This is a genomic window from Methanoplanus limicola DSM 2279 (assembly GCF_000243255.1).
Lineage (GTDB): Archaea > Halobacteriota > Methanomicrobia > Methanomicrobiales > Methanomicrobiaceae > Methanoplanus > Methanoplanus limicola.
The window spans coordinates 2,723,109-2,748,903 of the sequence record NZ_CM001436.1 but is presented as its reverse complement, the minus strand read 5'-3'; the positions used below and the strand labels follow the sequence as shown (position 1 = coordinate 2,748,903).

At 46.2% G+C, this 25,795-nt stretch carries 28 protein-coding genes and 1 other RNA gene; 17 read left to right on the top strand and 12 right to left on the bottom strand.

The window, feature by feature from the left end:
* Positions 1-4: 4 nt before the first annotated feature.
* The 3 genes from METLIM_RS12995 to METLIM_RS12985 all read right to left on the bottom strand — a co-directional run bounded on the left by METLIM_RS12995 (position 5) and on the right by METLIM_RS12985 (position 2,808).
* Positions 5-1,126 (bottom strand): TIGR04013 family B12-binding domain/radical SAM domain-containing protein, encoded by a 1,122-nt coding sequence (locus tag METLIM_RS12995; protein WP_004079142.1) that lies wholly within the window; start codon positions 1,124-1,126, stop codon positions 5-7.
* Between the two features lie 137 nt (positions 1,127-1,263).
* Positions 1,264-2,382, bottom strand: coding sequence for a TIGR04084 family radical SAM/SPASM domain-containing protein (locus METLIM_RS12990; protein WP_004079140.1), 1,119 nt, complete (start codon positions 2,380-2,382; stop codon positions 1,264-1,266).
* Between the two features lie 21 nt (positions 2,383-2,403).
* The gene (locus METLIM_RS12985; protein ID WP_004079138.1) at positions 2,404-2,808 is read right to left on the bottom strand and encodes a DUF126 domain-containing protein; all 405 of its coding nucleotides are present in this window, start codon (positions 2,806-2,808) and stop codon (positions 2,404-2,406) included.
* Positions 2,809-2,846: 38 nt separating this feature from the next.
* On the opposite strand from METLIM_RS12985, the gene METLIM_RS12980 reads away from it, so the two are divergent.
* Together METLIM_RS12980 and METLIM_RS12975 are read left to right on the top strand one after the other, a co-directional pair.
* Positions 2,847-4,019, top strand: coding sequence for a proteasome-activating nucleotidase (locus tag METLIM_RS12980; RefSeq protein ID WP_004079136.1), 1,173 nt, complete (start codon positions 2,847-2,849; stop codon positions 4,017-4,019).
* 5 nt (positions 4,020-4,024) lie between these two features.
* Positions 4,025-4,459 carry a DUF5804 family protein gene (locus METLIM_RS12975; protein ID WP_004079133.1) on the top strand — a complete coding sequence of 145 codons (435 nt, stop codon included), beginning with the start codon at positions 4,025-4,027 and terminating at the stop codon, positions 4,457-4,459.
* Positions 4,460-4,606: 147 nt separating this feature from the next.
* On the opposite strand, the gene METLIM_RS12970 is transcribed toward METLIM_RS12975, so the two are convergent.
* Complete coding sequence (locus METLIM_RS12970; RefSeq protein WP_004079131.1) at positions 4,607-5,845, bottom strand: proteasome-activating nucleotidase; 1,239 nt, start codon at positions 5,843-5,845, stop codon at positions 4,607-4,609.
* Between the two features lie 56 nt (positions 5,846-5,901).
* Here METLIM_RS12970 and METLIM_RS12965 point away from each other — a divergent pair, with 56 nt between their 5' ends.
* Both METLIM_RS12965 and tpiA read left to right on the top strand, forming a co-directional pair.
* On the top strand, positions 5,902-6,417 hold the full coding sequence (locus METLIM_RS12965; protein ID WP_004079129.1) for a multiprotein bridging factor aMBF1: 516 nt from the start codon (positions 5,902-5,904) through the stop codon (positions 6,415-6,417).
* Positions 6,418-6,431: 14 nt separating this feature from the next.
* Positions 6,432-7,109 carry a triose-phosphate isomerase gene (tpiA, locus tag METLIM_RS12960; protein WP_004079127.1) on the top strand — a complete coding sequence of 226 codons (678 nt, stop codon included), beginning with the start codon at positions 6,432-6,434 and terminating at the stop codon, positions 7,107-7,109.
* 35 nt (positions 7,110-7,144) lie between these two features.
* On the opposite strand, the gene METLIM_RS12955 is transcribed toward tpiA, so the two are convergent.
* Positions 7,145-7,699: a CBS domain-containing protein gene (locus METLIM_RS12955; protein ID WP_004079126.1), complete on the bottom strand. Its 555-nt coding sequence runs from the start codon at positions 7,697-7,699 to the stop codon at positions 7,145-7,147.
* Between the two features lie 96 nt (positions 7,700-7,795).
* Positions 7,796-8,107, bottom strand: an RNA gene (gene rnpB, locus METLIM_RS15890) — RNase P RNA component.
* A 35-nt stretch (positions 8,108-8,142) separates the two neighbouring features.
* Here rnpB and METLIM_RS12950 point away from each other — a divergent pair.
* From METLIM_RS12950 to gltA, 5 genes are read left to right on the top strand one after another with little or no spacing between them, the layout of a single operon-like run.
* Positions 8,143-8,706, top strand: coding sequence for a TIGR00296 family protein (locus tag METLIM_RS12950; protein ID WP_004079124.1), 564 nt, complete (start codon positions 8,143-8,145; stop codon positions 8,704-8,706).
* 6 nt (positions 8,707-8,712) lie between these two features.
* Positions 8,713-10,173, top strand: a complete 1,461-nt coding sequence (gene tgtA, locus METLIM_RS12945; protein WP_004079122.1) for a tRNA guanosine(15) transglycosylase TgtA — start codon at positions 8,713-8,715, stop codon at positions 10,171-10,173.
* Positions 10,166-11,809, top strand: a complete 1,644-nt coding sequence (gene arcS, locus METLIM_RS12940) for an archaeosine synthase subunit alpha (protein WP_004079120.1) — start codon at positions 10,166-10,168, stop codon at positions 11,807-11,809. The genes tgtA and arcS overlap by 8 nt, the downstream gene beginning before the upstream one ends.
* Positions 11,810-11,845: 36 nt before the next feature.
* Complete coding sequence (locus METLIM_RS12935; RefSeq protein ID WP_004079118.1) at positions 11,846-12,697, top strand: sulfide/dihydroorotate dehydrogenase-like FAD/NAD-binding protein; 852 nt, start codon at positions 11,846-11,848, stop codon at positions 12,695-12,697.
* The gene (gene gltA, locus METLIM_RS12930) at positions 12,690-14,039 is read left to right on the top strand and encodes an NADPH-dependent glutamate synthase (RefSeq protein ID WP_004079116.1); all 1,350 of its coding nucleotides are present in this window, start codon (positions 12,690-12,692) and stop codon (positions 14,037-14,039) included. The genes METLIM_RS12935 and gltA overlap by 8 nt, the downstream gene beginning before the upstream one ends.
* Positions 14,040-14,310: 271 nt before the next feature.
* Here gltA and METLIM_RS12925 read toward each other — a convergent pair whose 3' ends face one another.
* Positions 14,311-15,435, bottom strand: a complete 1,125-nt coding sequence (locus METLIM_RS12925) for a hypothetical protein (RefSeq protein ID WP_004079114.1) — start codon at positions 15,433-15,435, stop codon at positions 14,311-14,313.
* 7 nt (positions 15,436-15,442) lie between these two features.
* A complete protein-coding gene (locus tag METLIM_RS12920; RefSeq protein WP_004079112.1) occupies positions 15,443-16,615 on the bottom strand; it encodes a tubulin/FtsZ family protein in 1,173 nt (390 codons plus the stop codon).
* 185 nt (positions 16,616-16,800) lie between these two features.
* Between METLIM_RS12920 and METLIM_RS12915 the strand changes: the two genes are divergently transcribed.
* The 8 genes from METLIM_RS12915 to ndk all read left to right on the top strand — a co-directional run bounded on the left by METLIM_RS12915 (position 16,801) and on the right by ndk (position 23,215).
* Complete coding sequence (locus METLIM_RS12915) at positions 16,801-18,036, top strand: NAD(P)/FAD-dependent oxidoreductase (protein ID WP_004079110.1); 1,236 nt, start codon at positions 16,801-16,803, stop codon at positions 18,034-18,036.
* The gene (locus METLIM_RS12910; protein WP_004079108.1) at positions 18,033-18,752 is read left to right on the top strand and encodes a glycosyltransferase; all 720 of its coding nucleotides are present in this window, start codon (positions 18,033-18,035) and stop codon (positions 18,750-18,752) included. The genes METLIM_RS12915 and METLIM_RS12910 overlap by 4 nt, the downstream gene beginning before the upstream one ends.
* Complete coding sequence (locus METLIM_RS12905; protein ID WP_004079107.1) at positions 18,736-19,701, top strand: lysylphosphatidylglycerol synthase transmembrane domain-containing protein; 966 nt, start codon at positions 18,736-18,738, stop codon at positions 19,699-19,701. The genes METLIM_RS12910 and METLIM_RS12905 overlap by 17 nt, the downstream gene beginning before the upstream one ends.
* The gene (locus tag METLIM_RS12900) at positions 19,698-21,767 is read left to right on the top strand and encodes a DUF2298 domain-containing protein (RefSeq protein WP_004079105.1); all 2,070 of its coding nucleotides are present in this window, start codon (positions 19,698-19,700) and stop codon (positions 21,765-21,767) included. Before METLIM_RS12905 ends, METLIM_RS12900 begins: the two co-directional genes overlap by 4 nt.
* 211 nt (positions 21,768-21,978) lie before the next feature.
* Positions 21,979-22,347, top strand: coding sequence for a 50S ribosomal protein L7Ae (rpl7ae, locus tag METLIM_RS12895; protein ID WP_004079103.1), 369 nt, complete (start codon positions 21,979-21,981; stop codon positions 22,345-22,347).
* Positions 22,348-22,358: 11 nt separating this feature from the next.
* On the top strand, positions 22,359-22,565 hold the full coding sequence (locus METLIM_RS12890; RefSeq protein WP_004079101.1) for a 30S ribosomal protein S28e: 207 nt from the start codon (positions 22,359-22,361) through the stop codon (positions 22,563-22,565).
* Positions 22,566-22,567: 2 nt separating this feature from the next.
* Positions 22,568-22,759 (top strand): 50S ribosomal protein L24e, encoded by a 192-nt coding sequence (locus tag METLIM_RS12885; RefSeq protein WP_004079099.1) that lies wholly within the window; start codon positions 22,568-22,570, stop codon positions 22,757-22,759.
* A gap of 6 nt (positions 22,760-22,765) precedes the next feature.
* Positions 22,766-23,215 carry a nucleoside-diphosphate kinase gene (gene ndk, locus METLIM_RS12880; protein WP_004079097.1) on the top strand — a complete coding sequence of 150 codons (450 nt, stop codon included), beginning with the start codon at positions 22,766-22,768 and terminating at the stop codon, positions 23,213-23,215.
* A 43-nt stretch (positions 23,216-23,258) separates the two neighbouring features.
* Here the strand turns inward: ndk and METLIM_RS17605 are convergent, their stop codons facing one another.
* The 4 genes from METLIM_RS17605 to METLIM_RS12865 form a co-directional block, all read right to left on the bottom strand.
* Complete coding sequence (locus METLIM_RS17605; protein WP_281034203.1) at positions 23,259-23,381, bottom strand: hypothetical protein; 123 nt, start codon at positions 23,379-23,381, stop codon at positions 23,259-23,261.
* A gap of 268 nt (positions 23,382-23,649) precedes the next feature.
* Positions 23,650-23,835 carry a hypothetical protein gene (locus tag METLIM_RS12875; protein ID WP_004079095.1) on the bottom strand — a complete coding sequence of 62 codons (186 nt, stop codon included), beginning with the start codon at positions 23,833-23,835 and terminating at the stop codon, positions 23,650-23,652.
* Positions 23,832-25,289 (bottom strand): TrkH family potassium uptake protein, encoded by a 1,458-nt coding sequence (locus tag METLIM_RS12870; RefSeq protein WP_048146401.1) that lies wholly within the window; start codon positions 25,287-25,289, stop codon positions 23,832-23,834. The genes METLIM_RS12875 and METLIM_RS12870 overlap by 4 nt, the downstream gene beginning before the upstream one ends.
* Before the next feature lie 108 nt (positions 25,290-25,397).
* The gene (locus tag METLIM_RS12865) at positions 25,398-25,778 is read right to left on the bottom strand and encodes a desulfoferrodoxin (RefSeq protein WP_004079092.1); all 381 of its coding nucleotides are present in this window, start codon (positions 25,776-25,778) and stop codon (positions 25,398-25,400) included.
* Between the last annotated feature and the right edge of the window lie 17 nt (positions 25,779-25,795).

The following is a 25,795-nucleotide window of genomic DNA, read 5'->3' as shown; positions in this document are numbered from 1 at the left end:
CTGATCATTTGTTCTGATTAAAAAACCTTGACCCGCTCTCAATCCAGTAGCCGGTGACTTTTCCGTTAAGGGAGAGTTTTCCGAGAATTCTGTTCACATCCGGAATAAGAGGCGCGGGTTTTTCACCTTCAAAAGGCGTCCCTGAGAGAGGGGTGAAATAATGTGAATGAACCTTGCCGTATCTGCATACCCATTTTATCTGCTCAAGGGTCTCTCTCTGGTCTTCCTCCTCTTCGCCCGGAAGGCCTATTATGTAGTCCACAACCGGAGTAAACCCAAATTCCCGGCAGAGTTCTACTGCCGATACAACGTCTTCCGAAGTATGCCCGCGTCTTATCTTTCTGAGCATTCTGTTGCTGCCCGACTGGGCGCCGAAATGGATCTTTTTGTTGGAGCAGTAATCTGATATCAGTTCCAGTGATTTTTCTGTGACAAATTCGGGCCTCACTTCGCTTGGGAATGTCCCGAGGTAGACATTCTGGTCAGAAAAAAAGGAAGAGAGAAGTTTTTCCAGTTTGTCATAGTCCGGTGATGTACCTGTCTTTGAACCGTATGCAAGTGAGTTCGGGCTGATAAATCTGACATCCCTGTATCCTGATGCAGCCTTAACAATACAGTCAATGCTCCTGTGCCTTATGCCCTGCCCGAAGAGCCTTGGCGTCTGGCAGTAGGCGCAGCCGTAGGGGCAGCCCCGGCTGATCTCGACATACCCCTTAATCTTTGTAAACGGCGGGTATGCGTCCGGAATTACACAGTAATCCTTCTCCCTGTATCTGTCACCCGCTGCGACACCTGCCGGAAGGTCTTTTTCAGGACTGTCAGGGTCAAGGTATCTCAGCAGTGCCGGAAGGGAGTATTCCGCCTCACCTACAACGACATAGTCTGCAATCCCTGTAAATTGTTTATGGTCTGCGCTTGGATGAGGGCCGCCTGCAACAGTTATGCACTCTGCGTTTCTTATTTCATCAGAAAAATGGTCTGCGTTTACAGAGTTTAAGCTGTAAAGGGTTATGTCGTCTTCAGGTTTATCAACCGGAATAAGTTCATAACCGGCCAGTTCGCATGCCGCATACAATGCTGCATAAGAATTTCCCGCCCATTTTATATTTCTCCAGTTGATCTTCATATTTGGTCCTGATATTATTTTAAATAAGGAAATTATCCGGATTTATATAGTAATGTCCTGCATTTACCAGTAATTGTTGGCATCCGGCAGATGATACCTGTCATTGGCACCGGTTTTCTTCTCCTCCCGGCTGCTATTTATGGGATTATCTCACAGCCGTTATACTTTTCGTAATCAAAAACCCTCTCCGATATTATGCCCTTCTCAGTCAGCTCTTTTATATCCGGAATTTTATCCTCAATGCACTCTTTGAGATGTTTTACCGAATCCCTGACTATCTCTCTGCCCTCGGCAGGCCACGGCCTGATTATATTGGAGTAGAGGCATCTTCCGCCGCAGAAATCCTTTATTTCACAGTCGGTGCAGTCCCCGCTGATCTCTGATTTAAGAATTTCAGAGGGGTCTGTCTCACAGATATTGCCGCAGTAATACTCCTCAAGTCCGGCCATACAGGGACATGGTGCAATGTTCCCGTCCGTTAAAATGGCATAATTGTATATTCCTGCGCCGCATCTTATCGGATTTACTGCAATTCCTTTAAGAATATCTCCGGCTGTTGCTGCGAAGGGGTACCACCTGATAAACTCACCCTCTTTGAGTTTTCTGAGCCAGTATTCTGCGAGCTTTGATATTCCGGGATTGTATGACTCAGTTATCCATGCCTTAAATTCCGGCCTTAAACCATAGTCATACCAGAAATTTGCATCTAGCTGCCAGTGTATGGAATCAAACCGGAAGTTCTCGTGGTTCTGGAGGTGGAGGACAGATTTACAGATGTCAGTCTTTTCAGCAACAGTCATCCTGGCGATTATCTCTCCTTTAAACCCTCTCTCCCTGATCTCTTTCAGATTTTCAAAGATTTTCCTGTAAACTCCCCTTCCCCGGTATCCGTCTGTAGTCTCCTCATCCCCGTCTATTGATATGAAGATGTAGGATATCCTGCTTAGATATTCGTCTTTAAGCCTGTCAAGAAAAATTCCGTTTGTGTAAATCAGAAAAGAGGTATTCTCTGCACGGTCCATGATCTCCTCAATCATTTTTATTCTGAGAAGTGGTTCTCCTCCATAGAAGAGAATGCTTGGATCTCTGTCTTTTGAGAGGAAATCAATTAGCGAATCAATGCTGTATTCAATTTCCGGAGGAGTATCTGACAATTTAAAACTGTTGTAGTCGCTGTCCGGAACAATGAATGCCTTATCCCTGCAGTATGTACAGCAGAGGTTACACTCGTCAGTTAAAATAAGATGATAATACAAGATAGCACCGCGAAAAAGATTTTAGTCTTCGATAAGAATTACGCCTTCATCGCCGTCTACTTCTGCTATCATGCCGTCCTTCAGGGAATTTATATCCTGTGAGGGTTTATCCACCATCGGGAGATCGGCTATTATTGCACCTGTGGCAATTATCGTCTCTGCTTCGTTATTTACAATCGCAGCTGGTGCTTTGCCATTTTTCTTCAGGGCATACACTATGTATGATCCGACTGTGGAGCCTTTTCCGTGTGGGAATACCAGCACTTTTCCGGCTATTGACCTTCCCTCAATTGCATGCCCCTTTTCCATAACTATCCCGGTCTCCGGATCAACCCCTGAGAGAAATGAGATCGGGTCCTTGCTTACAATAATCTCGCCTTTAGCTTTTCCTTTGGAAATACCCCTGCACTGGATTGTAAAAGACATATCTAATAAATGTTGTAAGATTAAGATATAAAGTAATCATGGATGAATCAGTCTGCAACAATTCCGGAGATAGTTTTTCAAAACCGGGACTACAGGAACTAAACGAACAGTTGCAGGATTTAAGGGTAAAGCTTGATATCCTCAACAGGGAGATTAACAACCTCCAAAAGGAAAATACACAGCTTAAAAGGGAGAATGAACAGCTAAAGCGCCCTCCTCTCTTTGTTGCGACAGTTATTGACATTCTTGACAGTGGTGAGATTTACCTGCGTCAGCAGGGCAATAACCAGGAATATATTACGCAGACTATTGACTGCCTGAGAGGCCAGATTAAAGCCGGAATGAAGGTCGCTGTCAACAACGCGCTCTCTATTGTCAGGATTGTCGGCAATACCTTTGATACCCGCGTGCGTGTAATGGAACTGGAAGAATCTCCGAATGTCAGTTTTGATATGATCGGCGGTCTTAGAAATGAGATCGAGGAGGTACGGGAGGCGGTGGAGTACCCGCTGACGCGCCCTGAAGTCTTTGAAAAGATAGGTGTGGAACCTCCAAAGGGAATCCTCCTCTTCGGCCCTCCGGGGACAGGCAAGACAATGATTGCAAAGGCAGTTGCAAACCGTGCCAATGCTACATTTATCCGTATGTCCGGCAGTGAACTTGTCCATAAATTCATAGGTGAGGGTGCCCAGATGGTCAGGGACCTCTTCTTACTTGCACGGGAGAGGTCACCGTCTATAGTATTCATAGATGAGATCGACTCCATCGGAAGCATGAGGACACAGGACGGAACCTCCGGCAGTGCTGAGGTGCAGAGGACACTTATGCAGCTTTTAGCTGAGATGGACGGATTTGACAACCGGGGTAATGTCAGGATTATGGCAGCCACCAACAGGGTGGATATGCTTGACCCCGCACTCCTCCGCCCCGGGAGATTTGACCGGATTCTTGAGGTCTCACTTCCGGATGAGACAGCCAGGTCTGACATCTTAAAGATCCACTCCTCAAGAATGAATATAAAAGATGTCTCGATTGAGAAGCTGGTATCACTGACCGAGAATATGACCGGAGCTGAACTGCAGTCCATCTGCCGCGAAGCGGGTATGAATGCGGTCAGGAACAATGCAGACTATGTAACATTTGACGATTTCATCTATTCCATTGACAAGGTCACTAAGAAGACCGGCTCATCGGATATAATGTATATGTGATTGAAATGAATCTTCTGCTCATTCAGAAGGAGGGTATAGATCTCTTTTCTACCCTTCTTGCATCAGAGACGAGCAGGGATATTCTCAGATTTTACCGGCCTGAAAGAACGGACTGCGGAGTAGTAATCCCAAATTCGACCCTCGGCGGCTCTTTGTCCCTGCTCTCCGAGATCAGGTGGTACATCAGGCGTTATGTCGCCTCTGTTCTCTTTGAAGTTTCTCCCGGCATATACTGCTCGGAAATTTTTGCAGGAGAGATATATGGCAGAAATTTAAAGCTCAGTGATGCCGGTGGGAATGCAGGTCTTATAGGGATTAAAGACGGTTTTATCTCCGGAAAACTGAAGATTGATATAAATTCAAAAAAAGAGGATTACCCCGATTTCTGTGAAATGTGCGACCGTGTCCTTGAGGTCAGGTACAGCAGATCAGAGGATTGATCTGTTTTTATCTTTCCTGCGGGAATACGGCCTGTATACAGTATAATGCAGAACTTTCCGGAATGATCCGGAAAATCTGCTTGAAAATCTGCTTATTACTATTACTATGGGGTGTGGAACCAGTGCACTATAATCATTGTTCCTGATTCAGGCAAACATAACTCCGTCACTGGTAGTCTTCATGTGGTTTTTTATCTCGCTTCCCACTTTATCTGTCGCAAGGATGAAATCATCTATTCCCACATAATCCTTCTCATTTCTAAGGGCAAACATGCCGGCCTCGGTACATATGGCTCTCAGTTCCGAGCCGTTCATACCTTCCGTAAGTTTTGCAATATCCTCAAGTGATAATTTTTTAGATATATTCATATTTTCTGTATGGATTTTCAGAATTGAGAGCCTGCCTTCGTAGTCCGGGAGAGGAATCTCAATAATGCGGTCAAATCTTCCGGGGCGGAGGAGTGCGGGGTCAAGTATATCTATTCTGTTCGTTGCCCCGATTATTTTGACATCTCCTCTTGCCTCAAAGCCGTCAAGGTCAGCTAAAAGCTGCATGAGAGTTCTCTGTACTTCCCTGTCTCCGGAAGTGATCCCCTCTGTCCGGTGCGCACCGATTGCATCTATCTCATCTATAAATATTATTGAGGGTGCGGATTTTCTTGCAAGTTCAAACAGTTCTCTCACAAGTCTTGCGCCCTCCCCTATATATTTCTGGACCAGCTCTGAACCGACAACCCTCAGGAATTTTGCCTCGGTGTGATGGGCCACAGCCCTTGCAAGGAGAGTCTTTCCTGTTCCCGGAGGGCCATAGAGCAGTACTCCTTTGGGCGGAGTAATTCCAATTCTGGTAAATATTTCAGGTTTTGTCAGCGGAAGTTCAACTGCTTCCCGGATCTCGGTTATCTGGTATTCAAGGCCTCCTACATCGTCATAGGTCTCCTCCGGAATATTGCTGATCTCCATCCCGTAGATCTGGGAATCAAAGGATACCGGCAGTATGTCTACTATAGTTAATGACTGCTGGTTGAGTGTACATCTTGCACCCTGTTTCAGGTCAGCGGTGTCAAGAAATCCGGATGCACGAACCATAAATTTAGGGCCTGCGCTGGACTGTACGACATATCTGCTGTCACCTGCAATGTCGGTTATAGTGCCGATTATAAGCGGCGGGCTTCTCAGTTTTTCGACCTCACCTTTCAGTTTCCTGATCTCGCGTTCAAATCTTATCTTCTGTGTCTCAATAAAGCGCTTCTCTGATTCAAGCTGCCTTAATTCCTCACGAAGTTCGAGATTTCTCTTCTCAAGACCGGAAATTCTGTCGAGGAGGTACCTTGTTACATCCTCCTCATTCAGTGATTCGGATTTTTTTGTCTGGCTATCTGCCATCCGTTCCCTCAAATAGGTATTTAGGTTTTGTTTGATATATAGATGTTTAGATTTTTATGACAGAGTGTGAGGTTTGCGGAGAAACGATCCGGGGAAAACCCGTTCTCGTCCAGATTGGCGGCGCCAGAATGCGTGTATGCAGTAAATGCTCAAAGCTTGGCACAGTTTTGGAAAGGCCGGGTGCAGGAGCACAGGCACAGCAGCAGGCCGGCAAAATTAAGACTATAAGGCCGGGTGCTTCCGGGGCTGCTTCAGCACCAAAGAGGCGTGCAAGAGATGTCTTTGACATGATGGACGGCGATATTGTGGATGATTTCTCTGCCAGGGTCCGGGAGGGAAGAGAGGCGCTTGGTCTCTCTCAGAAGGAACTTGCCCTGAGTATCAAAGAGAAAGAGGGCCTTATAAAGAAGATAGAGAAAGGCATGATCCCGGAAGACGGCGTCAGAAAGAAGATTGAGAGTGCACTGAAGATTAAGCTCATTGAGTCCACTGATACAGACATCAGGTCTGAGAAATCCGGTCCTGTAACTCCGACTCTTGGGGATATGATGAAGCTTAAGAGGTCTAAATAAGGGGGTAGGAGAGAATGGCCAAGAGATTTCCTGAGATAATTATAAATTTCAAGATCTATACTGAAGGATTTGGCAAAGCAGGACACAGGATTGCAGAAGCCGCAGAGACGGTTATGAATGAGACGGGGGTTATTATAGGTATTGCTCCGGGCTATATGGATCTCCATCCAATGTCAATGCACTATTCCCTGCCTGTATATGCACAGCATATAGACCCTGTAAAACCGGGCGCGGGTACCGGACATATTCTTGCTGATGCTGTGGTCTCGGCCGGCGCCTGCGGGACGCTTATCAACCATTCTGAGAAGCGTCTCACACTTGCAGACATCTCTCTTGCAGTGGAGATTGCAAAGTCTGTGCATCTTGAGACAATTGTCTGCACCAATGATGTATTCACAAGTGCTGCGGCAGCAGCATTCTCTCCGGAATTCATTGCAATCGAACCTCCTGAGCTTATAGGTTCGGGCGTATCTGTCTCATCAGCAGACCCTGGAATAATTGAAAATTCTGTCCGGGCTGTAAAGAATGTCAGCGGCAGTACAAAAGTCCTTGCAGGTGCGGGCATTCATTCCGGAAACTGTATTAAAACGGCAATGGATCTTGGTGCAGACGGTGTACTGCTTGCATCCGGAGTTGTAAAGGCAAAGGACCCCTACGCTGTGCTCACTGACCTTGCAGGCGGGGTTATCTGAACTGAATTTCAAAAATACTGAATATATTCTTTTTTTTACTGCCTCTTTGCAATCAGGTCATGCTTTGTTATGACGCCTTTTACAGTGCCCTTTTCAAGGACAAGCACTGCGTGATTGTTGTGCAGGATGTGCATAATGGTATCCGTATCTGTTGAGGGTCCGACAACCGGGAAGCAGTCCTCCATCAGATCCTTAGCCAGGTGTTTTCCTATCTCTTTAATGCGCCCGTCTTCCATTGCATTTATGATAGCAGACTCGGAGATGCAGCCTACCGGCACACCGCAGTCAATAACCGGCAGTTGTGAGATCCCTTTCTCTCCCATAATTGAGACTGTTTTTGCAAGGCTTTCGCCAGACTCAACGGATATAACCGGTGAAAACATAAGGTCCACAGCTGTAAGTGCTGACTTTTCCGCTTCCTGAAGTACAGAGACTATCTTTCGGAGGGTGCTCACTCTCGGATCGACGCTCCCCGACTCTATTCTGGCAATCATAGACTGGCTGAGTCCCGATTTGCGTGCAGTTTCTGACTGCGTCATACCAAGTTTTATCCGTTTTTCCCTGATTTCACCTGGTGTGGGAATTTGCATAATTAGTATTGTAAGAGATCATTGGGTATAATAATTACTGTTGGTAATGTTTTATTGTCAGAATAAAATGTCGTGGTAATAACCGTAAAAGTATGTGAGTGGGAGGAGTAAGCCCCATTATGTTTCTGCGGCATTCAGCTGTGCGCCGTACCCGGAACCGGTCCGAAAATACCGTTATGCTCCTGTTCGGCTTGCTCCTGAAGGGATTCACCGTTCCATCGTCTCCCTTTGCCTCAAAATGCCTCGGCAGTTTGTTTCTGCCTCATCAGCTAAGCAGAGGGCCGTGTCGTTTCTGTGCCAGAGCCATGACTCTCGCCACCTGCACTTGCATGCAGCATCATTTCCGGTCGGAGTGGGGACTTTCCTCAGCAGTAAATAGATACTGCCGTCGGCCGCACTCTCCCTCTCTTCTTATTATTACCTGACACCAATATATTTAGGTAATGGAACTGCTGGATGAGAGTGAAGGAAAGATTGCATTATGCATTGCAAGAAGTGTGGTAAATGAAGCGATCTCCGGAGAAAAGAACGTCTGTCCTGAACCGACTGCGGTTTTTGAGGATAAGCGCGGAGTATTTGTAACTCTGAACAAAGGTGGCAGCCTCAGAGGATGTATAGGCATTCCGTATCCTGTGATGCCGCTTAAGGATGCGCTCAGGGAGGCAGCCGCCTCATCCGCAACGGCAGATCCCCGTTTTGAAAGGGTAAAGCCTGATGAACTGAGTGAAATTACTATAGATATTACAGTTCTGACGCCGCCTGAGACATTATCCGGTGATCCGCTCAGGAGACCGGATAGGATAGAGATTGGAAAGCATGGCCTGATCATCTCAGGATTTGGCAGAAGCGGCCTTCTTCTTCCGCAGGTAGCGACCGAATACGGCTGGGACGCAGAAGAATTCCTGGACCATACCTGTCAGAAGGCAGGATTTATTCCGGGATTCTGGAAGAACCCGGAGACTGAACTGAAGAGATTTGAAGGCCAGATATTTTCTGAAAAGGAGTGAATTTAGTTGTCAATAAGTTTTGAGGTAATTCATAAGGATATAATGGGCAGGACCGGAAAACTGAAGGTTGGTGACAAGACAGCAAAGACGCCGCTCCTTCTTCCGGTGATAAACCCGCATATCCAGATAATAAAACCTGAAGAGATGGAAAAACTCGGAGTTGAGGCTCTCATAACAAATGCCTACATCTTCAGCAAGAGCGAAGAGTTCAGGGAGAGGGCGCTGAATGAGGGCCTGCATAATATCCTGAACTTCTCAGGGATAATTATGACAGATTCCGGCGCTTTTCAGCAGTCTGTCTATGGCGATGTGAGCTTTACCAATACCGAGACTGTACAGTTTCAGAGAGCGATTGGCAGTGAGATAATCGTTCCTATGGACATTGCCACATCACCTGACAGGGATCACGATGAAGCGGACGCGGAACTGTCCGTGACAGACAAAAGAATACGTGAAGCTCTTACGGTCATTGACGACGGCCATCTTGCCGCGCCGGTTCAGGGGGGCATTCATGAAGACCTGAGGCTTAAGGCAGCAGAGTCAGTCCGTGATATGGGCGTTGTCTTCTGTCCGGTTGGTGCTGTTGTACCGCTGATGGAGAATTACCGTTACAGGGATCTTGTCCGTGTCGTAATGGCGGCAAAGGAGGGTCTCTCACCTTCGTCATGTATCCATCTCTTCGGCGCCGGGCATCCGTCCATGTTTGCCCTTGCCACTGCAATGGGCTGTGATGTCTTTGATTCGGCAGCCTATGCTCTCTATGCCCGTGAGGGACGGTATATGACCACAAGGGGCAGTCTGAAACTTGATGAGTTAAACGAACTTCCATGTGCATGTGATGTCTGCCGGAAACACACTGCGGAAGAACTGAAAAAATCCCCTGAGAGAGAACGCCTTTTAGCCCTTCACAATCTCTATGTTACACTTGCAGAGATCTCAACAATAAGGCAGGCAATACTTGACGGGACGTTATGGGAGCTTGTGGATGAGAGATGCAGAAGTCATCCTCTCCTGCTTGACGGGTACCGTGAGCTGCTGAAGTACAGGGAAAGGCTTGAAGAGTCGGACAATGCTGTCAAGAGAAGATTCTTCTACAGGGGTTCTGAGTCCTGCCAGAGAACCGAGGTGCTGAGGTACCACAGGATGGCAGAGAGGTTTGAAGCCGGAGATATATCCCTGATTAAGATTTCAGGCACCGTGCCGTCTGATCTTCCCACTTTTGATTCCGTATTTCTCTTCAGGCCCCCCTTTGGCCCTTACCCCCCTGAACTGTCTGAGACATTTCCCGTGGGGCAGACTGAGATTCCCGGATGGGATGATGATATGGTGAAATCCGGCCTTAAGGGTGTGTATGAACTCATAAGATCAAACCCTGAGACCGAATTTTATATCTGCATGAACGGGGAATTTGAGGATATAGCAGAACTTTGCCTGAAAGACTTTGAGGAGAGAATCAGATATGTTTGAAGTTAAAATAAGGGACGGGCCGGCAAGAACCGGCATTTACATCGAGGGTGAACTGAATCTGGAGACACCCTTTGCGGCGGATTCTGAATATATCCGGAATCTGATTCCGGGACTTGGTAAATCCCGTCACTCAAATGTCCCGCTCTTTGCCGGAGATGAATTTGCAGAGAAATACCTGGCAGACCCTGAAGGTGCTGTAGCAGTCCACCCTGCATCAGAAAACAGGGCAGAGTCCGGCGATGTTGTGCTGGTATCCAACTGGCATACAGTCATCGAAAATCCGGTATACTACTCAAAATGGATTATGCAGATGAAGAGGAATAATCCCTGCGACACTCTCTGGTACGCACCGGCATCTGCCCTGCCCTCAAATGCTGCAACTCTCATCTCCTCAGGTTTTGATCTCTTCGACTATACAGCGGTGGATCTGAAGACGGCCACAGGCATATTCTGCACATCTGACGGTGAATATCCTGCGGATGAATGGCTGGCCTCCGGTGTATGCACCTGTGCAGGCTGCCTTAAAGGTGACCTGAAGCTGCATAACCGCCTTACCCTTCAGGCCGAAATTTCGGTTGTGAAAAACCACATAAAGGCCGGCACACTGCGTGAACACCTTGAGAAGAGGTGCAGAAATTCCGCATGGCAGGTCTCTGTCCTGAGGCTTTCTGACAGCGAGTATAAGTTTGCCGAGGGCAGTATTCCGGTTGTAAGAAGCATAACACTCGCTGCAAACTCCGGTGAATCCCTGAAACGTCCTGAAGTAGTCAGGTTTGAGAAGCGCGTCATTGAGAGATTTGTCCCTAAGAGGTCTGATGTAGCTGTTCTTCTGCCATGTTCGGCAAGAAAGCCCTACTCGCAGTCGCAGTCACATAAGAAATATCAGAACGCAATCCAGAACCGTGCCCACGAGATTATAATCACGTCACCTCTCGGAGTTGTTCCAAGAGAGCTTGAGAGGATCTACCCTGCAGGTCATTACGATGTGCCTGTAACAGGCTACTGGGACGGAGAGGAGAGAAAGATAATCGGCTCACTCATTGAGAGGTATTTTGCCAAAAACCATTACGACAGGATAATTCTGCACCTTGACGGTGATGCCCTTGATATCGCAAAGGACTCATTTGAGAGGCTTGGAATGGATTATGAAGTGACTGTCGCTGATGACCGCCCCACTTCATATGACTCGCTCAAAAAGCTTGATGAGGCACTCTCCGGTGAGAGAAAGAAGAGGCCTGATGTTATCTCCGGAACAATAAACTGGCAGTTTGGAAAGGATGTCGATACATCCGGACTTATGATCAAGGGAAGATTCGGGCGTGAGAAAGTCCTGAAGGGAAAGACCCAGTTCTTCAGCATTGATAATGATACCGGACTTTTCCGTCCTACATTTAACGGCTGGCAGCTTCTTGGCGGCATCTACAGGGTCAGGATTGACAACTTCATCCCGCAGGGTGATATTCTCGCACCCGGAGTTATCTCATGTGGCCCGGAGATCCGCCCTGGTGATGAGGTTTTGGTCTCCGGTGAGAGCGCCCTTGCAACCGGAAGAGCTGTCATGGGGCCGGCTGAGATGGAGAATTCCCGGCGCGGAGTTGCTGTCAGGGTGCGTAAGGTAAAGAAGCTAAACGAATAATTAATATACACAAATTTTTACTCCGGAGTGAATCTATTGGGATATAAAATCGAGAAGGCGACTGAGATCGCAGATAATATTTTTGAGTTCTGGATAAATGCGCCTCATATCACGAAAAATGCGCGGGCAGGACAGTTTGTAGTAATCAGAATTAACGATTCGGGTGAGAGGATTCCCCTGACAATATCGGAGACTGACGGCAGTCTTGTCAGGATTGTTTTTATGGCTGTCGGAAAGACGACAACATATCTCTCCACCCTAAAATCCGGGGATGAGATCAGGGATATTGCCGGCCCTCTCGGGCACCCGAGTGAGATGGGCAATTTTGGGAACTGTGTGGTTATTGGCGGTGGTGTCGGTATTGCATGCCTTCCTATTCTTGCAAGGGAACTCAAAGCAGCGGGCAATAATGTCACGGGAATTATCGGTGCAAGAAATGAGTCACTTCTCCTCTTAAAGGATGAACTGGCGACACACTGTGATGAGCTTGTTGTCTGTACAGATGACGGCAGCTATGGCTTCCACGGATTTCCGGCTGACATACTTAAAAAGAAGCTTTCAGATGGTGAGAAGATTGACTGCGTATGGATAATCGGCCCCGGCATTATGATGAAGATTACCTCAATGGCAACCATTCCGTATAAAGTCAAAACATATGTAAGCCTCAATCCCATCATGGTGGACGGTACAGGCATGTGCGGTTCATGCCGTGTCACAATCGGCGGTGAGACTAAATTTGCCTGTGTTGACGGGCCGGAATTTGATGCCCACCTTGTGGACTGGGATGAACTTATGAGCAGGCAGAGGACATACACCGCACAGGAGAAAGAGTCCCTTAAACTGTTTCAGGATCACCAGTGCTCCTGCGGAGGAGACCATCATGACTAAGCGGGCCGGTGATGAGAGAATTGCGGACTTTAATGAGGTCAATGAGGGCATTTCTGAGCAGAATGCCGTACTTGAGGCGCTCCGCTGTATGGACTGTGTCCGTCCGCAGTGTACAAAGGGGTGTCCGGTAAATATTGATATATCTGCATTTATCAGGGCAATTGCCGAAGAGGATTTCAAAGGCGCTGCTGCGATTATAAAGAAAGACAATATGCTTCCGGCAATATGCGGAAGGGTCTGTCCGCAGGAGAATCAGTGTGAGGGTCTGTGTGTACTTGGCAAGAAGGAGAAACCTGTCAGAATAGGTGCACTTGAAAGGTTTGTTGCCGACAGGGAGAGGGAAGCCGGAATGACTCTTCCGGAAATTATGTCTCCAACCGGCAAACGGGTGGCAGTTGTCGGTTCCGGCCCTGCCGGTATTACGGCCGCAGCTGAACTTGCAAGGTACGGGCATTCTGTGACCGTTTTTGAATCCCTGCACGAGGCCGGCGGTGTGCTTACATACGGTATCCCTGAATTCCGCCTCCCAAAGGAGATTGTTAAGGCTGAGATTGAGCAGATTCTGGATATGGGCGTTGAACTGAAGCTCAATCACATCGCCGGAAGAACAGTCTCTGTTGAGGAACTTCTGGAGTTTGACGCAGTATTTCTTGGAACAGGAGCAGGTCTTCCTTCCTTCATGGGTATTGAGGGTGAAAATCTCAGTGGTGTCTATTCTGCAAATGAATTCCTGACCCGTGTCAATCTCATGCATGCCAATGCCTTCCCCGAGTACGATACTCCGGTTATGAAGGGCAGCCGTGTTGCAGTTGTCGGCGGCGGAAATGTCGCAATGGACTCTGCAAGGGTATCAAGAAGGATGGGTGCGGAAGTATATCTCATCTACCGCAGGCGTGAGGAGGACCTCCCTGCAAGAGAGGAGGAAGTACACAATGCCATAGAAGAAGGTGTTGAATTCATATGCTGTGCAAACCCTGTAAAGATCCTTGGTGGTCCTGCTGTCACAGGCATTGAATGCGTCAGAATGGAGATGTGCGATTTGGATGAGAGCGGAAGGCCGTGTCCGGTTCCGATGAAAGGCGATGAGGCGGTGTTTACGCTTGATGTGGATGTTGTTATTGAAGCAATAGGGCAAAGCCCCAACCCGCTGCTCGTATCCCTTATAGAGGGCCTTGAGAGGGGCAGGAGAGGTAATGTGATTGTGGATGAGCATGGCCTTACATCGGTTGACAGGATCTATGCCGGCGGGGACATCGCCACCGGAGCGGCAACTGTCATTGAGGCTATGGGTACTGCCAGGAAGGCTGCTGTCAGCATCAATGAGATGCTGATGAAGAAATAGGTCTCTTCCCGACAATATTTTTTAATTTTTCTGAACTGTATTTTTTACCGGTTTTTTAGTCTTTTCAGTATAGTGAATTAACCGGATTTTATTTTTTCCGGCATAATATCCGCTTTATGAGTGTTTTTGGAGTTTATGGGTCGGATGCAGATATGGTTTTGACAGAATCTGGATTGATTTTTCCATATGGGAGTTTATCTCCCCTAAAAAAAGTATGGCCGGATGGGTTGTATGGAATAAAAAAGTTATATTTTTTAAATTATATTGTTTATTATCCAAGTTCATCCCATGATGAATATCTTCTGTATATCAGAAGGCCTGCGACACCAATAATGACCACGGCAATAATTACAAATATTATTGTCATGCCGCCAAGGTCGGGGATAAGGCCTTTTGAGACCTCTGCATAAATCTCTTTTGCAGATGTCAGGGCTTCCTCCGACTTGCTTCTTGATGTCTCTGCAATTGTGTATGCCTGAGCGTAGTTTTTGTCATTCATCAGTGACTTTGCAGAGTTCAGTGAAGACTGCGCAGATTCAATCTTTGTCTCGATGTTGATGACGCGGGCGTCATTTGTCATTGACCTGTTGACCTTAAAGTCGGTCAGGTAGAAATCAATGGCCGTAATCGAGCTTTGCGCATCATCAATTGCTTTCTGTGCCCATGCACGGTTCAGTTCAACCTCTGCTTCGTCAATGAGCTTTAGTGCGTCATTTAGCATTGTGTTTGCATTTGAGTATGATGCAGTAACCGAACTTTCGTATTTGCTCTGAGCCTGGTTAAAGAGGTTCTGTGCGCCTGTTACGTCCACACCGGAGTTCTGCTTTGTCTGGATCTGGGTTTCAAGTGCGTCAAGTTCCTCTTTGATAATTCCTCTCAGTTTTGTGATGTCTTCCGGATTTAAAACCGTTCTTTTGACAACCCGGTATTTTTCATCCATTCCTGATACAAGTCCGCCGCCTGCATCTATCTGGCTGATCTCAATGAATATCTTCTCGCTGGTTGTAGAAACATCGGGTATTTCAGCCTCAAGCCTGTAACGTACGGATATTTCATTTTTATCAGCCGGATATTCCAGAAGATATCCTGTGATAATCAGGTTCTTCTTTGTTGACTGCTGCTCTTCTCCATGGCCGTTTATCAGTATTGTGTAATACCACTTCGGATTGTCAAGCTCGGTATATGCCTCAAGTGAATGTGAAGCCGGAAATGTTGACTCTCCCGAACTTGAGAGTTTTAAATCGGCAGCTACCGAGATGCTGTCGCCCGGAGTGTAGGCTGCCTGATCCGGTTTTAGTGTAATAACCGGTTCGTCAAAACTAACTGCCGATACTGCCGGCACTGAGATAATAAGTGCCAGTAAAAGTGCCAGAAAAATAAAGATTTTTGTTCTCATTTAATCATCACTCAAATAATGGATCAACGGAATCGTCATCAAACATGGTGACACGTCTCTCCTTTGATTTGATAACATCTTCCTTTGTCTCTTTTGCAATTTCAAGAAGTTCGCGTATGCGTGGTGCGTCTCCGATAGATGCAAGGACGACCACTGCTGCAATTTTTGAACTCTCAAGCGGATAGTCACCGCCACGCACCTCAACACCGGCGATATTCTCCTCAACCCATGACTTGGATTTCTCAACACCTTTTCTGTCCATCTCATCAGAAGGACCTGCAATGAGTACAAGTGCCCTTTCAGCGGTTGTGTAGTCGCACGGAAGAGTAAGCCGGCCAAGCATTGCCCTTCTGACAAGACCTATGATCTTGGCGGACTTGTCCTCTCCTGTAAGAACTTCTTCGGCGTTGTCCTTTTTCTTAACCGAAAATCCGCCCAGGAAGCCTTTCTTCTGTTTTGAGCTCTTGGTCACTTTCTCGCTTATTGCGTATCCTACTGAACTGACTCCTCCGCCGCGGAGTGTGTTGATGATCTCACTTGAATCGACAACCATCTCTCCGACTCCTGTCTTGCCGACTTCTCCTGCGCGGAAAAGGACACCAAAACGCCTGACAATTTCATCGTTGAGGCGTTCGTATGCCATCCTTACGCTCTCACCCTCATTCTTCCAGGCGCTGTTATCAAAGATAAAAGTATTATCGGCCTCGTTGACAAGGGTTGAAAGGCTTCTTGCTGCATTGTAGGAGTAAAGTCTGCCCTCTTCAGGTGCAGGGAGTATTCCTACTGCATATACCGGTTCACGGTAAATTCTCTTTAAGTGACGGCAGAGAACCGGAGTTCCTCCGGAGCCTGTACCGCCTCCAAGACCTGCAATTACGACAAAAGCATCTATATCGTGAGTTCCTCTCGAATCAATTGTGTTGATTATGCTGTCAATCTCATCGGCAGTTATCTTTGCACCTGTGACATTGTCAGTGCCGACACCGTGGCCCTTTACAACCGTCTGCCCGATAAGTATTCTGTCCTTGAGTTCGATATTTCTCAGGCCCATCAGATCTGTTCTTGCAGTATTTACTGCAATACCTCTGAAGCTTCTAACCGGGGCTTTCTTGTCCTGTTCGATGAACATATCGACAATTTTGCCCCCGGCCTGGCCAAATCCTATGAAAAAGACTCTCATTTATTATACACCATCCAGTGAGTGAAGATTATTTTCGTTCCCTTCTCTTCAGGATATAAAAATGTAGTACTCATAACTTCAAAAGCTTTCTTATGCGCCTGCACCGGAAAATTAAATGTTTTGTTTTGAGCAATGACATTATAATGAAAAGGATAAAATCATTTTCAGTAAAAATATAGAACGGAATGAATATCTGCATAATTGGAGGAGGACTTTCCGGGCTTTCTGCGGCATATATGCTGAAGGATTTTGCGGATATCGATCTTTTTGAGAAAAATAAAGTGCCCGGAGGGTGCCTTTCCTCATCAAAGGCAGCAAATGGATATATCGAGGACTTTTATCATCACTGTTTTTCCGGTGATAAAAACCTCATTTCACTTATAGATAAACTTGGCCTGACAGGGGATCTGGAATGGCTTAAAGGCAGTACAGGATATCTGATTGATGGTAAGATTAACCCTCTTACAACACCGGCTGATATTCTTAAATACAGATATCTGTCCTTATATGATAAATTCAGGCTTGGTATGCTCACTCTTAAGGCCGGAAAGATGAGTGCAGAAGATCTTGACAATATTACCGCGAAGGAATATATTGAAGCAAAATGCGGAAAATCGGTCTATTCCGGTTTCTTTGAGCCACTGCTCAGGAGCAAATTCGGTGCTCTGTCAGATAAGGTCTCTGCTGCATGGCTCATCTCAAGGATTGCCATCAGGTCTGATCGCGGAGTTGAGGGTGAGAGGCTCGGCTATCTTAAAGGCGGTTACGTTACACTGATTAACCGGCTTAACGGGGAGATAGAATCCTCGGAAAAGAGCTGTAATATTTATACGGGGACGTCTGTCAGTTTTATGGAAGAGAATTCTTCCGGAGGCTGGACTGTAAACGGGAAGGATTATGATGCTGTCATCTCAACAGTCAGCCCCTCTGAACTGAGGAGGATTGGCGGGCCTGATATCGGTGCTGTTCCCTACCAGGGTGCGGCATGTGTCACAATCGGGATGACCCGTGATGTCCTTGACGGCATATACTGGGTAAATGTCAGGGATAAAGCTCCTTACGGTGCTGTAATTGGTCATACCAATTTTGTAAATAAAGAGAGGTACGGGGAGCATATAGTATATCTTGCCTCTTACTTCTCAGAGATGCCCGGTCCTGATATAAAGGATATTATGGTTAAGGATTTCTGCTCAAGATTTGGTGTAAAGGATTCTGAGATCAACTGGTCTATAATTAAGACCGAACCTTATGCCGGGCCTGTTTATGTTACCGGATACCGTGATCTGATCCCTGAAAAATCATATGGCCGTTTATATCCCGCAGGAATGTTTTCGGAATCAAATTACCCTGAAAGAAGCATGGAAGGCTCGGTTGTGGCGGGATATGACGCGGCAAAGAGAATTATGAGGGATTTTTCTTGAAGGATGATATTGAAGTATCGGCTGTAATTCCGGTGTTCAACGATGTTGATTCTCTGAAAACTGCAATTCCTGAATCAATAAAAACCCTTGAAGCTGTCTCGGGATCTTTTGAGATTATTGTTGCAGAGGACGGCAGCACTGACGGCAGCCGTGAACTTGTCCTTGACTGGGAGAAGAAGGACTGCCGGGTGAGGCTCTTTCACAGTGATGAGAGGCTTGGCAGGGGAAGGGCGCTTAACCGTGCCTTTGAAGCGGCAAAAGGTGAGATTGTCTGCTATTATGATGTCGATCTTGCAACCGATATGTCACACCTTTCTGAGCTTATCGGTCACATCAGAGACGGTGCAGATGTCTCTACAGGTTCGCGTCTTCTGCCGTCAAGTGATATTGTCCGGACTGCGGGGCGTGAGGTCGCGAGCCGCGGCTACAATCTGATGGTCAGGTTAATCCTTAAAAGCCGGCTCTTTGATCACCAGTGCGGGTTTAAGGCGTTTAACCGGGATAAGGTCCTGAAGCTTATTCCGGATATAAAATCCGGGCACTGGTTCTGGGATACTGAAGCTTTGGTTATTGCACAGAAGAGAGGATACCGTGTCGATGAATTTGCGGTAAAGTGGAGAACCGGTTCAGGAACAACTGTCAGGCCCAAAGATGTCTTTTCAATGGGATCATCTGTCTTAAAACTCTGGTGGCGGCTTCATGCTGAAAAAAGTTAGTGCTATTGTAATTCCGACTGTAATTGCGGTTGGTATTATTGCCATAATGCTTGCGAGGGTGTGGGATGACCTCATTATCGCGCTTGATAATGCAGATCCTGCATACCTTGTAATTTCAGTTTTTGTCTGTATTGCAGCCTGGTTTGTCCGTGGTTACAGGTACAGGAATATTCTTGACAATCTCGGCGAGAGGATTACTGTTCTGCTCTCAACCGCATGTATTTTCATATCGCAGACTGCTAATCTGATAATTCCTGCAAGGCTTGGGGATCTCGTCAGGCTGCTGATCTTAAAACATGAGAGAGGAACCAATTACCCCACCGGACTGTCGTCCCTTGTTGTTGAACGTTTCTTTGATATTGCTGTCATTGCACTGCTTGGTGCCGCAGCAGTGCCGTTTATACTCAATATTCCTGACTGGTTCATTTCTGTCATATATGTCACTCTGGCGCTCTGTGCTGCGTTTGTTCTCTTTTTACTCTTCAGCGGGAGTTTTTCCTCTGAGAATAAATATCTGGCAGTTCTGATAGGTCTCTTAAATGAAGTCAGGAGCGCTTCTTTAAGACCTTTTTCTCTGATATATCTTGGATTTGTTTCACTTGTCATATGGATTATGGACAGTCTTATCTGCTATGTGATTGCCCTTATGTTCAGTGTAAATATCCCGTTTCTTGTGGTTATTCTGGCAATTGTCATCGGGAATCTGGTAAAAGCTGTGCCACTCACTCCCGGAGGTGTGGGCACTTATGAGGTTGCACTTGCGCTCACTTTTGAGATCTCAGGTGTTGCTCCGGCGGTTGCAACGCTTATTGCAGTTATCGATCATCTGGTGAAAAATCTTGTCACTCTCGGAGGCGGCATAATCTCGATGTACCTCTTTGGTGACTGGTCTGTAAAACTGCTGAAGAGAGCTTTTTCAAAAGGCATTGATAAAGGTGAGATTATTTGACCCCGGAGTTTCAGGTATTTTCCGTTATATCCTGGCTGATTGTCTTAAAGGTGATTCAGACCGGGTTGTGGCCTCTCCTCAGAGATTCATTTAAGGAGTATGCCTATCCTGTTTCATACCCGCTCTCCCTGATGCTCTTTGCGCTCTTCTCGTGGTATGCAGGAATTGCCGGAATTCCGGTTCAGGCTGCGGTTATACCATTTATCGCTGCGGTTTTGTATTTTGCATTTAAGGGTGAATACAGCAGGGAGTCTTTTAAAGGATTACTGAAGTGGGATCTTGTATTTCTCATTCTCTTCCTTTTTATGCTTGAGGTGAGGTACTTAAACCCTTCAATATCGTACGCTGAAAAATTCATGGACCATGCCTTTCTGGCATCTGTGATGAGAAATCCGGTTGTTGTGCCGCTTGACCCCTGGTACTCCGGCGGAAGCCTGAATGTCTATTATTATCTGGGGCACTGGATGATGGGTTCTCTGGGGCTTACAGCTTTTACAAAGTCAGCAATAGCGTTCAATCTTATTCTCCCGACAGTCCTTGCCAATGCCGGAGTGTCACTCTATGCATTTGGCAGGATGATGCTGAAGAGGTACTGCTGGCTTCCCCTCGCTGCGCTCTTCCTCGTCAATCCTTCGTTTATTTATCTTGCACTTACAGGTTCTGACATAAACGGGGTTATGTGGGGGAGCACACGAACCATTGAAGGCGCTATCACTGAATTTCCGCTCTTCTCAATGCTCTGGGGCGACCCGCATGCTCATGTTATCTCGATAATGAATCAGTGTCTCTTCATCTTCATACTGGCATTTATCCTCAAAGGATGGAGCAGTATGGGGCAGAAGGAGAAAGTTTTCTGCGGTCTTGCAGCCGCGCTCTCCCTTGGCACCATGCCGCCTGTAAACAGCTGGGATGTGCTCTTCTATGCGCCGCTCTTTCTGCTCTTTGCAGGCTGTATTCTGTACCGGGATTATTCGTCCGGAGTTAATATCAGGGACGCACTCTCTTTCCTTGTCACTGTTCCGGTGGTCTCGGTTCTGATATATGCTCCTTTTTACTTTATGATGGACAGTGCCGGAATTGAAGGACTGGGCATAGTAAACACTCCGACGGATATTGTTCCTTTCCTTCTGGTATGGGGAACTTTTATTGTTATACTGTATGCGGAGACAGCACGGGATATATGGGAAGATGCCCGGGTTATTATTCTTGCGGTTCCCTTTTTACTACTGGGATATCTAAGTGCGGCTGCTGCTGTTATTCCCGCCCTGGCACTGATAAAAAGAAAGAACAAATCTCCGGCTGATCTCTTTGCCATTGCCGGACTTCTGCTCATCACCCTTGTAGAGATTATCTATCTGAAGGATAATATGGGGGATACTTACTACCGGATGAATACGGTATTTAAGTTTTCAATCGTTGCCTGGATGATGCTTGCAGTCTCGTCCCTGTACTATATTGGTGCGTGGCTGAACAGGTGTTATGAACGGAAAAATGGCTGCGCAGATGCCGGGCTTTCTGAGGAGGATGATTTTTTCTCATCCGGAAGAAGAACTGCTATGCTTATAATCGTCCTTGCTGTCATATTTGCCGTCCCGGTTATTCTTCCGGATATGAACTACGGTTACGGTGGAAAGACTCTTGACGGCACTGCATGGATGAAGGTTTTGCAGCCGTATGATTATGACGCTGTCACCTTCTTAAACAGCCTTGAGGGCAATCTGACTATTGTTGAGGCTGAAGGCGGGGATTATACCTACTATTCAAGAATTTCATCTATGACCGGAATTCCGTCTGTAACCGGCATGCCTTTCCATGAGCAGATGTGGAGGGGTGATGAAGGTAATGTCGGAGCAAGGATGGGTGATGTCAGGAAAATCTATGAAAATCCGGCTGATACCATACCACTGATGCAGAAATACGGCGCGGGACTTTTGTACGTTGGAGAGGCAGAGCGGGAGGCATATGATGTGAATATTCCTGCACAGGGACTGGAGATTATCTATCAGAATGAAGAAGTCACAGTATATTCTCTTTTACAGGATTTCACAGGATATGGCGGGAATTGAGATTCAGTCATCATAATTGTCTCTTAAGGGTTTTCACATATTTTTTTCAGGTGGCCTGTATAGGTATTTGGCAACCTTTATTTCATCCGGTGGTGAATAATAATAGCTACATCAAGGCTACTGATGAGTGATGAAGGAGTAATACGCTACCTGAATCGTGAAGGGGAGAAATATATCTCCTCTTTATTCTTGCTCCTGAATGAGGTGAGTTATGTCTAAAGTATACGCAAAATTTGAAGCTCCTGAAGAAATTCAGAATAAAGCTCTTGAAGTTCTTGAATTATCAAGAGATACCGGTAAAATCAAGAAGGGATCAAACGAAGCAACAAAAGCTATCGAGAGAGGCATTGCGCAGCTTGTACTTATTGGCGGCGATGTTGAACCTGAGGAGATTGTAATGCACCTCCCGGCAATCTGTGACGAAAAACAGTGCCCATACGTCATCATCAACAAGCAGAATGATGTCGGTGCAGCAAGCGGCCTCGATGTAGGCTCAGCAGCAGCAGCAATTGTAAAGCCGGGCAAGGCAAAAGAACTTATCGAAGAGCTTGTCGGACAGATTGCCGAACTCAGACAGTGAGGTGATCTGGGATGGCAGAAGGAACGCCGGCTGAAGTCATAGAAGTTATCGGTGCAACCGGAATGCATGGTGAAGCCCAGCAGGTTAAGTGCCGTATTCTTGATGGCTCAAACAAGGGGAGGATCATCACCCGCAATACAGTAGGACCTATACGCGAGGGTGATGTCCTTATGCTCCTTGAAACTGAAAGAGAAGCAAAGAAACTATCGAGGCGGTAAAGATGGTGGACACATATATCTGTTCATTCTGCGGTGAGTCAGTCGAACCGGGAACGGGCAAGATGTTCGTAAAGAAGGACGGTACTATCCTCTTCTTCTGCGGCTCAAAGTGCCAGAACAACTTTAAGCTGAAGAGAGTTCCACGCCGTGTAACCTGGACAAAGGCAGGTCGCAAGGCTCTTGGAAAGGAGTGATCCACAATGGATCGTACCTTTCTGATGGTCAAGCCTGACGGTGTTCAGCGCGGACTTATCGGTGAAGTAATTGCACGTTTTGAGGCAAAAGGTCTCAAAATGGTCGCAGGCAAATTTGAAATGCTTCCTGAAGAGCGTGTTATGGAACACTATGCAGAGCATGCTGCAAAGCCGTTCTTCCCGGGACTTAAGAGTTACATTATGTCCGGGCCATGCTTCCTTATGGTATTTGAAGGAAAGGATGTCGTTGCAGTTACACGCAAAATGATTGGCGCCACAAATCCTGCTGAAGCAGAACCCGGCACAATCCGCGGTGACTTCGCAATGGAGATCGGAATGAATGTCATTCACGGCTCAGATTCATATGAAACTGCTGAACGTGAGATTGGAATTCATTTCAGACCGGAAGAAATTATCTCATATGAGAGAGCAGATGAGAAATATCTCTATGAATAATTTTTTTCTTAAGCAATTCTGATATTATCATCTGTATGTCCTGTTAATTCCGGACTAAACTGTTTCTGTACTGGTTCTTCTTCCTGAATTCTCTAACTGTTATATCCGGACCGTATGCCGGAATAGCGTGAATCTTTCCCTCTTCTGAAGTGATTTTCTCTCTCATTTTTAGTTATCTGATATATAAAGGTTGATTTTCCTGTTCTTCCTGCCCCTGTTAAGAGAAGGATCTCTTTTGCTCTGAGGTGCTGTATGATTTCCGGGAATAAGGGCAGACGGTTTATTCCGGTATTGAAATTCTTTGAAAACCACTATGGGTTCTGGCTTTCAAGGATTATCTGGATTTTTGGACCCATTTACAGGTTATAATCTGTGAGTGATAATTAAATTGTCAGTTATAATCTATGATTTTTCAGGGTTTTGTAAGTTATAATCTATGGTCTTGAGGTATTGTCTGCATTGCCTGCCATTATTATTGTTGGTGCAATTATTGTTGTAATTATAATTGTGGTTGTTATTTTAGTTGTTATTGTAATTATTATGTTAATTCTGATTTTGTTGCATATATGGGTATTTCCGATTGTTTTTCCGGTTACTGTGGCAGCTGCATGATCTCTCACTCAAAACCTTTGAATAAACCCATAAAGAACATTATAACTGCGAATATCTCCAGGCGGCCGATCCACATTATAAATATAAATACAATTTTGCTGAAAGGGCTTAAATCCGGGCCTGCAAATCCTGTGCTTATCCCGTTGTTGCATGTGGCTGATACAACATCAAAGAGCACCATGCTCGTGTCATGATCAGGAGTTTCAAAATGCATTATCAGTATCATTGCAACAAAGATTGTGAGCATGTAGAGGATAATTATCAGAATATTCCTTGAAACTTCGGTCTCTGCCTGAGCTTTCGGAATTATCTTTCCGCCGAACCTGAACGGAACAATCACCTTGCAGCTGATATAACTTCTCCTGAACCACCAGAGAATTCCCCTGTATGCCATAGCTGCCCTTGAGAGTTTTATTCCTCCGGCAGTACTGCCTGAGGATCCGCCTATAAACATAAGAAAGATTAGTATAAGGACAGTTACCGGTGCCCAGAGGTTTACAGAACCTGTCTGAAATCCAGTGCTTGTTGCACCTGCAACTGCCATAAAGACCCCTTTTCTCAGGGCGTCAAAGCCTTCAAGTCCCCTGTACATAATCAGATCAGCTGTGATTATTGTACAGCCGATAAGTATGAGCATAAAAAGAAGTTTTATCTGCTCATCCTTAAAAAATTCGGTTTTTTTCCTGTAATACAGAGTATAATATATTTTAAAGGGGAGGGCACCTGCAATCATCACCGGAATTATGAGGGCCTCCAGTAGTGCGTTGTCATAATAGGATATGCCTGCGGTATGCACTGAAAAGCCTCCGGTTGCAATTGCAACCATTGCAATATTGAGAGCGTCCCACAGGGGGACACCGGAGATGAGAATTACAATTATTGAAATTCCGGTGAGGATGAGATATATCTTCCACATCTGAAGGCCCTGCTGCACGACACTTGGCATAAATGCCTCGCTCCTTCCCTCAGACCTGTAAAACCTTGACGGGTTAAGGCCTGTTCTTGAGAGCATAACAACAGTGAAGGCAACGATACCAAGGCCACCCATCCACTGCATAAGTGATCTCCAGAAGAGAAGGGTGTGCGGCGTTGAATCTACATCACGAATCATGGTAATGCCGGTATCTGTCCATCCTGACATCGATTCAAAGACAGCGTCAAGATAGGGCATGTCAATTCCGATTGTGAAAGGTATTGCACCAATAAAGGCACATACCAGCCATATGAATGCGACTGAGAAGAGAGCCTGGCTTACTTTAGCCTCTCTTTTGTTCTCCGGAAAATTAAGCAGCATCGTTCCCAGGGTGAACAGGGCAACCGGTACAAGCCCCATAGGTATCAGCATATCCCATTCCCGGTAATAAAGTGCAATAAACAGAGGGAATACTGTACCCACACTTAAAAATCTGAAGACCGTCCCCAGATCATCTGCTATTATTGAAAACTGCTCCAGACGATTCATCCTGAATACCATTCAGATCATCATGGCAGAGTTAAAACCTTTTCCATATTGCAGTGGATATCAGTTTTTGGTTCTGCTCCTTAAAAAAAGAGTGATATAATATCTGAATTATTTTTTATTTGTCCATAGTCCGTGGACGTTACAGTGTTCAAAAGCCTTTACTTCGGGGTTTTCAACCGGAAATATGGCTGAAGGTTCATCTCCGGGCTTCAGGTACTTCAGCATGAAGCAGTCACCGTCAGCTATTGCTATCCATTCAATATGATGCTCTTCTGCCATCGGGTGCAGTGTTGAGCCGACAGTCACTTTAATCCCGCCGTCCACCTTCTCAATAATCGGGACATGCTTCTCGTTTTTAAAGTCGGCCGTCTTCTCTTCTAAAAGTTCCATTTCACTGCCGCAGCATGAGAGGTCTCCCTCATACGGGTTGATGGGCATAACTATTCCGTTACAGTCCTTACCTTTGTAAAATTCAAATTTTTCAGGCATCTCCTACACCTCCGTTA

Bases quoted from the DNA above. Each gene is read 5' to 3' on its own strand.
- METLIM_RS12995 (WP_004079142.1), bottom strand. From the start codon at position 1,126: ATGAAGATCAACTGGAGAAATATAAAATGGGCGGGAAATTCTTATGCA.
- METLIM_RS12985 (WP_004079138.1), bottom strand. From the start codon at position 2,808: ATGTCTTTTACAATCCAGTGCAGGGGTATTTCCAAAGGAAAAGCTAAA.
- METLIM_RS12980 (WP_004079136.1), top strand. From the start codon at position 2,847: ATGGATGAATCAGTCTGCAACAATTCCGGAGATAGTTTTTCAAAACCG.
- METLIM_RS12975 (WP_004079133.1), top strand. From the start codon at position 4,025: ATGAATCTTCTGCTCATTCAGAAGGAGGGTATAGATCTCTTTTCTACC.
- METLIM_RS12970 (WP_004079131.1), bottom strand. From the start codon at position 5,845: ATGGCAGATAGCCAGACAAAAAAATCCGAATCACTGAATGAGGAGGAT.
- METLIM_RS12965 (WP_004079129.1), top strand. From the start codon at position 5,902: ATGACAGAGTGTGAGGTTTGCGGAGAAACGATCCGGGGAAAACCCGTT.
- tpiA (WP_004079127.1), top strand. From the start codon at position 6,432: ATGGCCAAGAGATTTCCTGAGATAATTATAAATTTCAAGATCTATACT.
- METLIM_RS12955 (WP_004079126.1), bottom strand. From the start codon at position 7,699: ATGCAAATTCCCACACCAGGTGAAATCAGGGAAAAACGGATAAAACTT.
- METLIM_RS12950 (WP_004079124.1), top strand. From the start codon at position 8,143: ATGGAACTGCTGGATGAGAGTGAAGGAAAGATTGCATTATGCATTGCA.
- arcS (WP_004079120.1), top strand. From the start codon at position 10,166: ATGTTTGAAGTTAAAATAAGGGACGGGCCGGCAAGAACCGGCATTTAC.
- gltA (WP_004079116.1), top strand. From the start codon at position 12,690: ATGACTAAGCGGGCCGGTGATGAGAGAATTGCGGACTTTAATGAGGTC.
- METLIM_RS12925 (WP_004079114.1), bottom strand. From the start codon at position 15,435: ATGAGAACAAAAATCTTTATTTTTCTGGCACTTTTACTGGCACTTATT.
- METLIM_RS12920 (WP_004079112.1), bottom strand. From the start codon at position 16,615: ATGAGAGTCTTTTTCATAGGATTTGGCCAGGCCGGGGGCAAAATTGTC.
- METLIM_RS12915 (WP_004079110.1), top strand. From the start codon at position 16,801: ATGAATATCTGCATAATTGGAGGAGGACTTTCCGGGCTTTCTGCGGCA.
- METLIM_RS12905 (WP_004079107.1), top strand. From the start codon at position 18,736: ATGCTGAAAAAAGTTAGTGCTATTGTAATTCCGACTGTAATTGCGGTT.
- rpl7ae (WP_004079103.1), top strand. From the start codon at position 21,979: ATGTCTAAAGTATACGCAAAATTTGAAGCTCCTGAAGAAATTCAGAAT.
- METLIM_RS12890 (WP_004079101.1), top strand. From the start codon at position 22,359: ATGGCAGAAGGAACGCCGGCTGAAGTCATAGAAGTTATCGGTGCAACC.
- METLIM_RS12885 (WP_004079099.1), top strand. From the start codon at position 22,568: ATGGTGGACACATATATCTGTTCATTCTGCGGTGAGTCAGTCGAACCG.
- ndk (WP_004079097.1), top strand. From the start codon at position 22,766: ATGGATCGTACCTTTCTGATGGTCAAGCCTGACGGTGTTCAGCGCGGA.
- METLIM_RS17605 (WP_281034203.1), bottom strand. From the start codon at position 23,381: ATGAGAGAGAAAATCACTTCAGAAGAGGGAAAGATTCACGCTATTCCG.
- METLIM_RS12870 (WP_048146401.1), bottom strand. From the start codon at position 25,289: ATGAATCGTCTGGAGCAGTTTTCAATAATAGCAGATGATCTGGGGACG.
- METLIM_RS12865 (WP_004079092.1), bottom strand. From the start codon at position 25,778: ATGCCTGAAAAATTTGAATTTTACAAAGGTAAGGACTGTAACGGAATA.